15 protein-coding genes are annotated in these 12,228 nt (G+C 71.4%); 2 read left to right on the top strand and 13 right to left on the bottom strand.

Features of this window, described 5'->3' with window-relative positions; translation table 11 throughout:
- Positions 1 to 3: 3 nt before the first annotated feature.
- The 9 genes from Phou_RS24295 to Phou_RS24255 all read right to left on the bottom strand — a co-directional run bounded on the left by Phou_RS24295 (position 4) and on the right by Phou_RS24255 (position 7,169).
- The gene (locus Phou_RS24295) at positions 4 to 792 is read right to left on the bottom strand and encodes a class I fructose-bisphosphate aldolase (protein ID WP_173059216.1); all 789 of its coding nucleotides are present in this window, start codon (positions 790 to 792) and stop codon (positions 4 to 6) included.
- A gap of 15 nt (positions 793 to 807) precedes the next feature.
- Complete coding sequence (locus Phou_RS24290) at positions 808 to 1,818, bottom strand: zinc-dependent alcohol dehydrogenase (protein WP_173059213.1); 1,011 nt, start codon at positions 1,816 to 1,818, stop codon at positions 808 to 810.
- The gene (locus Phou_RS24285; protein WP_173059210.1) at positions 1,815 to 2,795 is read right to left on the bottom strand and encodes an amidohydrolase family protein; all 981 of its coding nucleotides are present in this window, start codon (positions 2,793 to 2,795) and stop codon (positions 1,815 to 1,817) included. Before Phou_RS24285 ends, Phou_RS24290 begins: the two co-directional genes overlap by 4 nt.
- Positions 2,792 to 3,748 carry an acetylxylan esterase gene (locus tag Phou_RS24280; protein WP_173059207.1) on the bottom strand — a complete coding sequence of 319 codons (957 nt, stop codon included), beginning with the start codon at positions 3,746 to 3,748 and terminating at the stop codon, positions 2,792 to 2,794. The genes Phou_RS24285 and Phou_RS24280 overlap by 4 nt, the downstream gene beginning before the upstream one ends.
- A gap of 1 nt (position 3,749) precedes the next feature.
- Positions 3,750 to 4,403, bottom strand: a complete 654-nt coding sequence (locus Phou_RS24275; protein ID WP_246273845.1) for a type 1 glutamine amidotransferase domain-containing protein — start codon at positions 4,401 to 4,403, stop codon at positions 3,750 to 3,752.
- A gap of 17 nt (positions 4,404 to 4,420) precedes the next feature.
- Positions 4,421 to 5,485, bottom strand: coding sequence for a phosphotriesterase family protein (locus Phou_RS24270; RefSeq protein ID WP_173059204.1), 1,065 nt, complete (start codon positions 5,483 to 5,485; stop codon positions 4,421 to 4,423).
- Positions 5,482 to 5,901, bottom strand: a complete 420-nt coding sequence (locus tag Phou_RS24265) for a DJ-1/PfpI family protein (protein ID WP_173059201.1) — start codon at positions 5,899 to 5,901, stop codon at positions 5,482 to 5,484. The genes Phou_RS24270 and Phou_RS24265 overlap by 4 nt, the downstream gene beginning before the upstream one ends.
- An 81-nt stretch (positions 5,902 to 5,982) precedes the next feature.
- Positions 5,983 to 6,405: a GlcG/HbpS family heme-binding protein gene (locus Phou_RS24260; protein ID WP_173059198.1), complete on the bottom strand. Its 423-nt coding sequence runs from the start codon at positions 6,403 to 6,405 to the stop codon at positions 5,983 to 5,985.
- 17 nt (positions 6,406 to 6,422) lie between these two features.
- Positions 6,423 to 7,169, bottom strand: a complete 747-nt coding sequence (locus Phou_RS24255; RefSeq protein WP_173059195.1) for an SDR family NAD(P)-dependent oxidoreductase — start codon at positions 7,167 to 7,169, stop codon at positions 6,423 to 6,425.
- A gap of 143 nt (positions 7,170 to 7,312) precedes the next feature.
- Between Phou_RS24255 and Phou_RS24250 the strand changes: the two genes are divergently transcribed.
- The gene (locus Phou_RS24250; RefSeq protein WP_173059192.1) at positions 7,313 to 8,407 is read left to right on the top strand and encodes a C45 family autoproteolytic acyltransferase/hydrolase; all 1,095 of its coding nucleotides are present in this window, start codon (positions 7,313 to 7,315) and stop codon (positions 8,405 to 8,407) included.
- A gap of 66 nt (positions 8,408 to 8,473) precedes the next feature.
- Positions 8,474 to 9,172: a FadR/GntR family transcriptional regulator gene (locus tag Phou_RS24245; protein ID WP_173059189.1), complete on the top strand. Its 699-nt coding sequence runs from the start codon at positions 8,474 to 8,476 to the stop codon at positions 9,170 to 9,172.
- A gap of 128 nt (positions 9,173 to 9,300) precedes the next feature.
- On the opposite strand, the gene Phou_RS24240 is transcribed toward Phou_RS24245, so the two are convergent.
- Genes Phou_RS24240 through Phou_RS24225 form a run of 4 tightly spaced genes read right to left on the bottom strand, consistent with a single transcriptional unit; the run spans position 9,301 to position 12,212 of the window.
- Entirely contained in the window at positions 9,301 to 9,753 is a 453-nt protein-coding gene (locus tag Phou_RS24240; RefSeq protein WP_173059186.1) for a S26 family signal peptidase, read from the bottom strand.
- A 10-nt stretch (positions 9,754 to 9,763) separates the two neighbouring features.
- The gene (locus tag Phou_RS24235) at positions 9,764 to 11,494 is read right to left on the bottom strand and encodes an ABC transporter ATP-binding protein (RefSeq protein WP_173059184.1); all 1,731 of its coding nucleotides are present in this window, start codon (positions 11,492 to 11,494) and stop codon (positions 9,764 to 9,766) included.
- The gene (locus tag Phou_RS24230; protein WP_173059181.1) at positions 11,494 to 11,670 is read right to left on the bottom strand and encodes a hypothetical protein; all 177 of its coding nucleotides are present in this window, start codon (positions 11,668 to 11,670) and stop codon (positions 11,494 to 11,496) included. Before Phou_RS24230 ends, Phou_RS24235 begins: the two co-directional genes overlap by 1 nt.
- A complete protein-coding gene (locus tag Phou_RS24225; protein WP_173059178.1) occupies positions 11,667 to 12,212 on the bottom strand; it encodes a hypothetical protein in 546 nt (181 codons plus the stop codon). The genes Phou_RS24230 and Phou_RS24225 overlap by 4 nt, the downstream gene beginning before the upstream one ends.
- Positions 12,213 to 12,228: the final 16 nt, after the last annotated feature.

Genomic DNA, 12,228 nt, shown 5'->3' with positions numbered 1-12,228 from the left:
CGCTCACAGTGGCGCGTTGAGGTGTTTCGCCGCCGCGTCCACCGAGGCACCCCCGTGCACGATCTCCACGAGCGCCTCGACCATCAGGTCCGGCCGCTCGGCCTCGACGATGTTGCGGCCGTAGACGACGCCGTGCGCGCCGGCCGCGATCGCGTCGTGCGCCAGCTGCAGCGCGTCGCGCGGCGTGGGCTTGACCGGGCCGCCGAGCGCGAGCAGCGGTACCGGGCAGGTGCCCACCACGCCGGCGAACTCCTCGACCGTCCCGACGAACTGCGCCTTGACGAAGTCGGCGCCGGCCTCGGCCGCGATCCGCGCGCCGTCGGCGACGTTGGCGACGGTGTGCGCCTCGGTAGCGGCGAAGCTGACCGGGATCGGCTCGGCCATCAGCGGCATCCCCCACCGGTCGGCCTCGGCGGCCAGCTCGCGCAGCTCGCCGAGCACGGTCCGCTCCGGGTTGCCCGGGAAGACCTTCAGCTCCAGCGCGTCGGCGCCGTACCGCACCGCTTGCTCGACGCCGTAGCCGGCGGACGGGATCTCGCTGTCGAGGGCGAGGATCAGACCGCGCCCACCGAGCTCGCCGGCGGTCGCGCGGGCGAATCCGATGCCGGCCAGCACGGCGTCGATGCCGCCGTCGACGATCCGGCGCACCGCCGCCCGGGCGTCGCCCAGGCCGGGCTTGACGCCGTACTTGAGGCCGGCGTCCAGCGCCGCGACCACGGCCCGGCCGTCGGGTGCGAAGACGTGGTGCATCCGGCGCCGAGGCCACGCCAGCGTGTGATCGGTCAATGTCATGCGGTTCTCCCCTGTTCAGGCGACGATGATCGACTTGAGGCCGGTCTGTGTCCGGGTCGTCTCGAACGCCTTGGTGATGTCGGCGAGGTCGAACCGGTGGCTGATGAGCGGTGCGACGTCGACCAGGCCGAAGCGCAGCAGCCGCAGCGCGGTGCTGAAGTCGTGCGGTATGAAGTCGTGGCTCCCGTTGATCGACACCTGGTCGTAGTGCGGGATGTCGGGGTTCACCGCGATGCTGCCCTTGGGATGGGTGCCGGCGAACAGGTTGACCGTCGCGTTCTTGCCCGCCATGGCCAGCGCCGTCTGGATCACCTCGGGGATGCCGACCGTCACGATGACCGCGTCCGGCCCGTAGCCATCGGTGAGCGCGCGGACCTCGGCGGCGCCACCGTCCTCGTCGCCGGCCACCACGACGTCGTGCGCGCCGCACGCACGCGCGACCTCCAGCCGCGCGGCGAGCCGGTCCAGCACGATCACCCGCGCGCCCCGGCTGGCCGCGACCTGGGTGTGCAGCAGCCCGATCGGGCCGGCGCCGACCACCAGCACGTCGGCGCCGAGCTCGACCGGGATGGCGCGGTGGGCGTTGAGCACGCAGGCGAGCGGCTCGCCGAAGCTCGCCGCCTCGAACGAGACCTCGTCCGGCAGCCGGCGCAGCTGCCGCAGCGGCATCGCGGTGAAGTCGGCGAAGCCGGCGATCGGGTAGGAGACCACGTTCTCGCAGAAGTTGGCGGCGCCGCGCTGGCACTGCCGGCAGGTGCCGCACACCCCGCGCCAGTCGACCGCGACCCGGTCGCCGACCGCCCACGGCGCGGGTGCGTCGTCGCCGAGCGCCTCGATGACGCCGGCGATCTCGTGGCCCGGCGTCCACGGCGCCTTCGTGGCCTTCACGCCGGTGTAGCTGCGGATGTCGCTCGGGCAGACGCCGGACGCGTGGATCCGCACCACGGCCTCGCCGGCTTTGGGGGTGGGATCGGGTACCTGCTCGACCCGCAGGTCACCCGCTCCGTACAACCGCGCCGTTCTCACCGTGTCGGTCCCTTTCCGTTTCGCTGGATCGTGATTTCTGAGCGGCTGTCGAGCCCGATCAGCGCACGTGAGTTGGCGCCGAGTCCGGCCACGCCACCGACCTGCGCGAAGGTGTCCAGCCGCCGGAACTCCTCGCGGACCGTCTCCTCGTCGACGAACGGGTAGTCGGTACCCAGCACCACCTGGTCGGCGGGCACGACGCCGAGCAGGCCGCCGAGCCCCGATCCGCTGGCCGACAGCGCCGAGTCGTAGCCCAGCCGCGCCATCGTCGCGACGACGCCTTTGACCTGGGCCAGCTCCGGCAGCGGCTCGGCGATCTCCAGCCGGCGCGAGATGTAGGGCAGCACACCGCCGCAGTGCGAGAAGACCCAGGAGATCCCCGGGTACCTGTCGACAGCGCCGGAAAGCATCAGGTTGGTCAGTGCCCGGCTCGTGTCGAAGACGTACTCCAGCAACGACGGGCGAAGGTCGATGGCACCCTCGGGCCACCACGGCGGCAGTGTCGGGTGGATGTGCACGATCGCGTTCAGCGCGTCGAGCTCGGCCAGCAGCGGGTCGAAGGACGGATCGCCCGGGTAGCGGCCGGCGTAGTTGGTGAGCAGGCTGACGCCCGCGAATCCCGGTACGCCGGCGAGCCGCCGCACCTCCGCGACCGCGGCGTCGGCCGAAGGCAGCGGCACCGCGGCGAACGCGAGAAACCGCGGATCTCTCGTCAGCTCGGCCAGCTCGTCGTTGGTGTCCCGCACCAGGGCGGTCGCGAAGTCCTGGTCGCCGAAGTAGTACCCGGGTGAGGCGGTGGAGACGACCGCGACCGCGATGCCGAGGTCGTCCAGCGCGGCCAGCGCCCGGGCCCGATCCCAGGTGGGAAACGGGATCCCGGGCTGTGCCTGTACGCCGATCGCGGTCAGCCGCTCGACGTAGCCGCGCGGGATGACGTGCTGGTGCAGGTCGACCGGCCCTGGCGGAAAGGCTGTCATAGCGCGCGCACCTCGCGGATGACGCGCAGCTGGTCCTCGGGGCCGCCGCCCTCGTGACCGTTGAACTCCCACACCGTCATCCGCTTCTCGCCGGCGTAGTCGTTGTGTCCGGCGAACACGCTGGACGGCGGCGCGATGAGGTCGGCGAGCCCGACGCAGAACGAGGCCGGAGCGCGCCCGCGCCGGGCGAAGTACACCGCGTCGAAGTAGCCCAGCGTGTCGAACGCCTGTGCCGCCTTGGTGCGGTGGATGGCGAGCCAGCGCTTCAGCTCGCCGAGCGGCCCCTGCTCGGTGACCCGCAGCGCCCGTCGGAACGCGGACAGGAACGTGACCTGAGGCGCGAGCCAGGCGAGGTCGTCGCGGAGGCCGCCGACCGCGACCGACAGCGCGCCGCCCTGGCTTCGCCCGGTAGCGACGACCCGGTCGCGGTCGACCCCTTCCACGCCCTTGGCGACGTCGACGAACCTGTACGCGTCGATGTACAGCCGCCGGTAGTAGTACCGCTCCGGGTCGAGGATGCCCCGCGTCAGGTGGCCGGGCTGCGCCGGCGGAGTCTCCACCGGGTCCGGCGTCTCCCCGGTCCGCCACGTGCTGCCCTGGCCACGGGTGTCCATGACGAAGTGGGCGAAGCCGGCCGACGCGTACGCCAGGGACTCGATCGGCAGCCCGCGGCCGCCGCCGTAGCCGATGTACTCCACGACCGCCGGCAACGGCCCGCTGGCACCGGCCGGCCGGATCAGCCAACCCTTGACCCGCGCCCCGTCGTAGCCACCGAACTCGATGTCGTACACGTCGACGGTGCTGAGCTCGGACTCGACCTTAGTGATCACCGGGTCCAGCGGGTGCGCCTCCTGCTCGGCCAGCGTGCGGCGCCAGAAGTCGTCGAAGTCGGCCGGCTCGGGCTCGTCGTAATGGAACGTACGCAGCTCAGCGAGGGGCAGGTCGATGTGCATCTCAGGCGAGCTCGGCGTATGCGCGGTAGTTGGCCGAGCCCGGTCCGGCGGCGCGGTTCTTCAGCACGGCGACGCGGTCGTAGACCGCCGAGCTCGTCTCGTGTTCGGGCAGCGGCGGCCGCTCGACCTGCTCGGCCTCGTCGATGAAGTCGAGCACACCGGCCAGAAACGCGGGCAGGTCGTTGGGCAGCTGCGCGGTGAGCAGCTTGCCGTCGCGCACGACGGGCTCGTCGAGCCAGATCGCGCCGGCGTGCCGTACGTCGTCGCGGATTGTCGCCACCGACGTGGCCCGGCGACCCTTGACGACGTCGGCGGTGGCGAGTAGCCAGCCGGCGTGGCAGATCGCCGCTACCGGCTTGTCCTCGGCCACGCTCGCCTTGATGAAATCGACCATCGCCTTGTTGCGCCGCAGGTACTCCGGCGAGAACCCGCCCGGCACCACGACGGCGTCGAAGTGGTCCGGCGTGACCTCGTCGATCGCCACCTCCGCGACCGCGGGGTAGCCGAGCTTGCTGGCGTACACCTCGCCGCGCACCGGCCCGACGATCACGACGGTCGCGCCGGCCTCACGCAGCCGGAGCACCGGATACCACAGCTCCAGCTCCTGGTACTGGTTTTCACACAGGACGGCCACGCGGGCCTGCGAAACGTCCACGGTCAACCTGCTCTCTGCTATGCGGCGGCGGGCGCGGGGTCGGGTACCTCGATGGAGAAGATCCGGCGCGGGTTGTCGACCATGATCTTCCGGAGCTGCTCGTCCGTGACGCCCTTGGACTTCAGCCGCGGCACCCAGCTGGTGAACATGTAGCTCAGGTCGACCTTCTCGTTGAGCAGCTGCGGATCCTGCTCGGTGACGCCCGCGCGGGGGTTCATGAACCACCGGTCGAACGACATGGTGATCCGGTCGCCGTACCCGGCGTCGAGCAGCTCGACAAGCGCGACGGCCATCGCCTCGTCCAGCTCCTCCGCACTGCTGATCCGCCACGGGATGCCGACGTGGTCGAGCTGAACGTTGGCGCCCATGTCGAGCACTTCCTTCATCGCGCCGAGCTGCGGCGGGACGAACGCGTGCCCCAAGATCACCTTACCCGGGTCCAGCCCCTCCTCAAGGAGGATCTCCAGCTGCTCGCGCAGCGGGTTTGTCACGTCGAAGTCCATTGGGTCGATATGCGTGTTGATGGCACAGCCGACCTGTTTCGCCGCGTGGGCTGCCGCGCGGATCACCCGGTCTTCGACCTCGTGGATGTGCCGGCCGTTGGGGCCGAGCGGGCTCGGCTTCGGCGTGACGCTCTCCTGCCCCGTGGCAATCTTGATCGCGCCGGCCCGGTACGGCGTCTTGTGCCAGGCGAAGACCATGCCCTCGGTGAGGTCGCTGACGAAGAACTCGGTCAGCTCCTCCACCGTCTGCCGCCGCCAGTAGTACGGGATGCCCATCCGCTCAGGGAAGAAGCCGGTGATGGCGATGACGTTCATGCCGGTCTTCACGGCGACGTCGGCCATGAACTTCGGGTACCGCCCGACCTCCGGCGGCGTCATGTCCACGATCGTGCCGTAGCCGTGGTCCTGCTTACCCTTGCGGACCTGCTTGGCGACGAAGTCCACCGCCGCGTCGTAGTCCAGGGCCGCGCGGGGGTCGAGCTCGGCGCCCGGGTACCCGTAGAGCAGGTGCTCGTGCGACAGCATCAGCCCGGACGACTCGGCCGGGACGTCGCCGAGCACTGTGCGCAGCACCTTCATGCGCTCACCCCACTCGGGGACAGATCGGAAACCAGGGCCCTCATCAGCTCAGGCAGTGCGTCCGCGGACGCAAACCGCTGCGCGCCGGCCGCCTCCACCTGGCCCGCGGTGCCGAGGGTGTAGATGGGTTTGGACCCCGCCTCGGCCGCCCGCAATACTTTCGTCTGCGCCTCGGACAGCGCCGGGACGCCGGTCACCGTGCCCGCGACGACGACCGCGTCGAACCGGTCCGGGTCGGTGTCCTGGCCGACCGGGATCAGCGGGTAGCCGAGGTGGCTGGTGACCCCCGCGGGCTCGGACGTCACGACCGCGACGTCGGCCCCCGCCTCGCGCGCCCGCAGCACCGGGTACCACAGCTCGAGTTCCTGATATCCCTCACCGGCCAGCACGGCGATGGTCCTTCCGCTCAGCGACATGCGCTACTCCTCAGCGGCTTGGAAGTCCGGTTGTCCACTTGCCTGACAAGTTATCGAGCCGGCGCGCCGGGGCGCAAGGGATCATGCGGCCTCCAGTGCGGCGCAGCCGGCTTCGGCACACGCGAGGTCGACGGGCGGTGCCGCGCCGCTCACGCCGACCGCGCCGACCACCTGACCGCCGGCCCGGATCGGCAGCCCGCCGGGAAGCACGAGAATCCGGCCACCGGCGGCGTTGGCCATCCCCCAGTCGACCCCGCCGGGTGCGGTCGCCTCCGCCCAGTGGTGGCTGGGCGCGCCGAAGGCCACCGCCGTGTACGCCTTGTCGGTGGCGAGGCGCAGCGCGACAGCGTTGGCGCCGTCCATCCGTACGACCGCGATCGGCTCGCCGGCCGGATCGGTCACCACGACCGCCACGGCGACCCGGCGGCCGGTGGCCTCCGCGACGACCGCCGCGGCAACGCGCTGCGCGGTCTGGCAGTCGATTGTCGTGATCTGTCTGGTCATGGGGAAACCTCCCGTGCTCACGAGGCCAGCAGCCCGCCGTCGACGACGAAGGACTGCCCGGTGATGTAGCCCGCGTCCCGCGACGCGAGAAACGCCATCAGGCCGGCGACGTCGTCCGGCTGCCCGAGCGCGCCGCGCGGGATCCGTGCGACGAGGTCTCGCTCGGCCTGTGCGCGCTCGATGCCGACCCGCTCCCAGTACGGGTCGTTGAACGGCGTGTCGATCCAGCCGGGGCACACGCAGTTGACCGATACGCCGGACGGACCGAGCGCCACCGCGAGCGAGCGCACCAGCGCGACGAGCCCGCCCTTCGACGCCGCGTAGGCGAACGACCCGCCCCCGCCGCGGAACGCCGCCGTGGAACCGGTCAGCACCACTCGCCCGGCACCCGACGCGATCAGGTGCGGGGCGGCTGACTGAGTGATCAGGAAGGGCGCGCGCAGGTTGAGCGCCATGGTGCGGTCCCACTCCTCGACCGTGAAGTCGGCGAGCTCGCGCTCGACCAGCAGGCCCACGCAGACCACGACGGCGGTCAGCTCACCGGTCAGCTCCAGCGCGGCGGACACCGCGTCGGCGGCGCCGGCCGCGGCGGAGAGGTCGACGCGCGAGACCGAGTACCGCTCGGCGGGCTGGTCGCCCAGCGCTTCCCGCGCCGTGCCGTCGGCGATGTCGCTGACGTGGACGTGCCACCCGGCGCCCAGCAGCCGGCGCGCGACCGCGCGACCGATGCCCGTTGCTCCGCCCGCCACCAGGGCTGTCGGCATGCGTCGTCTCCGTTTCCGTATCAGCACTTGACCGGTTGTCTGGCTGCCAGACATCGTGCTTAGATTGCCCGGAACTCGCAACGTATCCGGCCGTGTACCTGTCTGACAACCTGACGGCCTGGCATTCTGCAGAGAGGACCTCCGTGACCTCATCGCACTCGTTCCCGCACTACCGCGTCAGCGGGCCGCCACGCGAGCGGGGCCGGGCCTACGGAGCCGTGGCGCGACGCGAGATCGAGAGCTCGATGGTCGGCTACGCGCGGGTCTTCGACCACTACCAGGGCTGGTCCTGGCCCGAGGTGCAGCGCCGGGCGCGCGGCTTCCTGCCGGTGATCGCCGACTTCTCCCCCGCGATCGCCGACGAGCTGGCCGGCATCGCCGAGGGCGCCAACCTCCAGATCGAGGACGTCCTCGCACTCAACACCCGCAGCGAGCTGATGTTCGGCAGCGGCAGCGCGATCGAGCCGTTGGAGTGCACCGCCTTCTGCCTCACGCCGGAGGCGACACGCACCCGCACGTACATCGCGGGGCAGAACTGGGACTGGATCTCACACGCCCGGCAGACTTCGGTGGTGCTGGAGGTGCGGCGAGACGACGGCCCGGACTTCGTGACCGTCGTGGAGGCCGGCCTGCTGGCCAAGGTGGGCTTCAACTCGGCCGGCGTCGGGCTGTGCACCAACACGTTGATCAGCAGCCACTCCGAGGGCAAGACGGCGGTGCCCTACCACGTACTGCTGCGGTCGGTGCTGGACAGCGACTCCGGCAAGCACGCGGCCGACCGGATCGCCGAGACGGACCGGGCCATCTCCGCCAACTACCTGGTCTTCGACCGCAGCGGCTTCTGCACCGACATCGAGACCACACCGGTGGCCGGCGGGTATCGGCGACTGTCACCGACCGGCGGTGTGCTGACACACGCCAACCACTTCCTGACCGCCGAGCTCACCGAGCGGGACGTCTACCTCGCGCGCAAGAAGCACACCGTCGACCGCCTACGGGCGATCGACGGCCAACTGCGCGGCCGGCGCGAACACACGATCGAAACGCTCAAAGCCGCACTCGCGGACCACACATACGAGCCGAATAGCGTATGCCAGCACCCCAACGCGAACATGCCGGAGGCCGAGCGGACCTGTACAGTCGCGGGCATCATAATCGATGTCGAAGAGGCGGCCCTGCACGTGGCACCGGGCAATCCGTGCACGACGCCGTGGTCGAATTACCATATTGGAATGTAACCATTTGGGGTGCGCTGAGTGGAGCGGGATATTGCTGTCAGACAACCAGACCGGTACGGTTCTGGCGTGACCATCAGGCCAGTACAGCAGCGGCGCGCATCGGAGGTCGTCCGGGCGCAGCTCATCGAGCTGATCGAAAATGGCCACTACGCGGTCAACGACCGCCTGCCTTCGGAGGCCGAGCTCGCTCAGTCGTTCTCGGTGAGCCGATCGGTCATCCGCGAGGCGCTCTACAGCCTCAACGCGCTCGGCCTGACCCGCTCGCACGCGGGCAAGGGCACGTTCGTCGCCTCCACCCACCTCAGCTCACAGCTGCTGATGGGTCGCTACCTGCCGGCGCAGCTCGGCGAGATCCGGCGCGCGCTCGAGGTCCCGTCGGCCCGGCTGGCGGCCGAGCGGCGCACCGCGGCCGACCTGAAGAAGCTTCGCCAGCTGGTGCAGCGGTTCGGCGCCACGCCCGAGGCGAGCAAGCGGATCGAGATCGACGCCGACATTCATATCGGCATCGCGGCCGCCACGCGCAACCCGCTCTTCGAGCTGCTGGTCGGCGACCTGCGGCAGGTGCTGCAGGACCAGGCGCTCACCCTCACGAAGATCGAGGGACGCGCCCACCGCGCCGACATCGAGCACCAGGCCATCCTCGACGCGATTGAGGCCGGCGACGGCCCGGCGGCGGCGGCCGCCATGGAGGCCCACCTCGACTCGGTCGCCGCCCTCTCCGAAGACGGCCCGCCCAACAGCAAGCCCCGCCGCCGCTCCCGTTAGCCAAGCGGAGTTCCCGGGTCCGCGTCAGCGGCGGACCGCTGCTCCCGCCGGAGACCGCGGCGGTCGGCGGCTCGCGCTGGGGCGCTCGCCGAAACCCCGACCCCCGCTGCCACCTCCGCGCGACAAGTTCAAACCCCGCCGGTCAATCGTGGCGCTCCGCCGGGCGCGGCCGGGGCCGGGATGGGCGGCCGCCGACCGAGGACGACCCCGACGACATCGCCGGTGGCCAGCGGCCCGAGCTGCCGGGAGTCCATGCTGTCCGGGGCCGTCCCGCGGATCAGCAGCATCCCGTCCGGCACGGTGGCGGCCGCCGTCACCGGCCGGAACTCGGCCGGCACCGGGTCACCCGCGACCGCCACGACCTGCTTCACCATCGGCGGGCCGAAGCGCCACGGGCGCAGCAGCACGATGTCGCCCCCGCGGCACCGTCGGGTGCGGCGGACCAGCACGCGGGTACCCGCGGCGATCAGCGGCCGCATGCTGTCCCCGTCGACCACGACCAGGATCAGCTTCGTCCGCGCGTACCCGGCCGCCAACGCCACCGCGCAGCCGATGATCAGGAGCGTCACAAGACCGGCCACGGCGCTCTCCTCACGAGTCCAGCCGGATGATCCCGCCGGCGTGCGCCAGGCCCACCACGTCATCCACCCGCTGGGTGACGCGATCGTCCTGATAGGACGTGGCCTGCAGGCTGAACAGGGTCGCGTACACGCCCTCCGCCGCCATCAGCTCGTCGTGCGTGCCGCGTTCCGCGACCTCGCCCTCGCTCAGCACCACGAGGAGGTCGGCGTCGCGCAGCGCCCCCAGCCGGTGCGAGACGAGCAGGCTCGTGCCGCCCGCCCGGCGGGCGCTGAGCGTGGCGTGCAGGTGGTGCTCGGCCATCGCGTCCAGGCCCGAGCTGGGCTCGTCGAGGATCAGCAGGTCGGCACCGTCGCGCAGTACCGACCGGGCGATCGCGAGCCGCTGCAGCTGCCCGCCGGACAGCATCACACCGCGGTTTTCGCTGGCGCCGAAGAAGCTGAGGCTCACCATCGTCTCGTACCCCTCCGGCAGCTCGTCGACGGCCCCGGACAGGCCGCAGGCGGTGGCGGCGCGGCGGACCCGGTCCGCGTCGTCCATCTTGGACAGATCGCCGATGCCGATGTTCTCCCGCACCGTCATGTCGTACGTGACGAAATCCTGGAAGGTCGCCGAGATCCGCCGTCGCAGCTGGGCCGCCTCGAACGTCGCGATGTCCACACCGTCCCACAGGATGACGCCGCGCTCCGGCGCGTACAGCCGGCACAGGATCTTGACCAGGGTGGTCTTGCCGGCACCGTTGAGGCCGACCAGCCCCACCGACTGTCCTACCGGGATGGTCAGGTTGACGCCCCGCAGCACCCACGGCCCCGCCGGCGAGTAGCGGAACCAGACGTCCCGCAGCTCGACGCAGTGGCGCAGCGGCGGCACGGGGTTGGTGCCGTCCACCAGGTCGTCCGTCCCGTCCATGACCGCGGTGTAGTGGCGCATCAGGAGCACGCCGGCCTGCACCCGGCCAAGGCTGGACAGCAGCCCGCCGAGCGCGCCCTGCAGTGCCGCGACGGCGGCCACGAACAGGGTCACGTCGCCGACGGTCGCCGAGCCGCGCGCCGCCCGCCACGCGACCACGCCGACGCCGATGCCGCCCACGACGGCGTTCAACACCGCGATTCCACTCTGGATCAGCGCCGCCCGGCGCTGCACGGCGAGTTCCACATTGGTGCCGCGGGTGAGCGTGGCCATCATCCGCCCGTGGAAGAAGTCACCGAGTCCGAACAGGCGCACCTCCTTGGCGGCGCGGCGCTCGGTCATCAGCGAGCGGTAGTAGTACTGCCGGCGCTGGACCGGCGACATGGCCTGGGCGGCCGCGGCGTGGCGGTGGGCGGTGGCCCGCTGCCCGAGGTAGGCCGGGACGGCGGCGGCGAGCAGAAGCAGGCCGATGGGTGGCCAGATCGCGATCAGCGTGCCCACGAAGCCGGTGACCGCTATGCCCTGCCGCAGCCCTTCCAGGGCGAACATCGCCGTCTCGTTCGGCGTGGTGTCGGCCGCCTGTGCGGCCAGGCGCATCCGGTCCTGATAGGACGGATCCTCGAAGTGGCGCAGGCCGACAAGCCGGTTCACCCGCCGGCTCAGCCCCGACTGCACGTGCAGCGTGACCGCGCGCTGGACCCGGGCGCCGACGTACATGGACAGTTCGCCGATCACCACCGCGGCGCCACCGGCGAGGGCGGCGCCCAGCGCCAGCAGCAGGATCGGCGCGGCGCCCTGGGGGCCGGCGACGAGGCGGTCGATGAGCAGCTTCATCAGCCACGCCCCGAGCGGGGCGGCTCCCCGGACAGCACGGCAAGCGCCGCCATGGTGGCGTACCCACCCGGCGCGGCCCGCAGCCCGAGGGAGAGGGCCAGCATCGCGGCCTGCCACCGCTGGCGCAGCGGCATCACCGACGGATCCTCGGCCGGCTGGGTGTAGAGGATGGTCACGCATGGCTCCCGGTGGGGACCGGGAGCGCGGCGGCCTGCACCACCTGCTCCAGCGTCAGCCCGACCGCCGTGACAACCGCGTCGGAGACCAGCATCAGCCGCGGGTATCCCTCGACGCCGCCGAACGCGTCGCCGACCTGCCCCGCGACCTCGGTGCGGGCCACGACCGCCCGAGGCAGCCGCGCGGCCACCGAGGCAGCGTCGGCGTCGTCACCGAAGACGAACACGAACAGCCGGCGCTCCGGCAGCGGCACGCCGGTCTCGAGCTGCGCGAGCACGTCCTGGCACGGTGGGCAGCCCGCCGAGACGAACGCCACCAGGCTGTCCCCGCCGTCCAGGTCCTGTTCGGACACCGCGTCACCGGCCACGGTCCACGCCTGGAACGAGCCGACCCGCTGGCCGGTCGCGAAGGCGGGCGGGCGGTGGTGCGTGTCGGCCGCGTCGCGCTCGCGCACGTACCGGATCAACGCGGCGGTCAGGCTGAGGTTCAACAGGGTCAGGATGAGCACCGTCAGCAGTCCGGCGAGAACCAACCAGGTCATAGCAATCCCGTCCTTC

It is taken from the genome of Phytohabitans houttuyneae (assembly GCF_011764425.1).
In the GTDB taxonomy this organism is placed as follows: Bacteria; Actinomycetota; Actinomycetes; order Mycobacteriales; family Micromonosporaceae; genus Phytohabitans; species Phytohabitans houttuyneae.
This window is presented reverse-complemented; position numbering and strand designations above follow the sequence as displayed.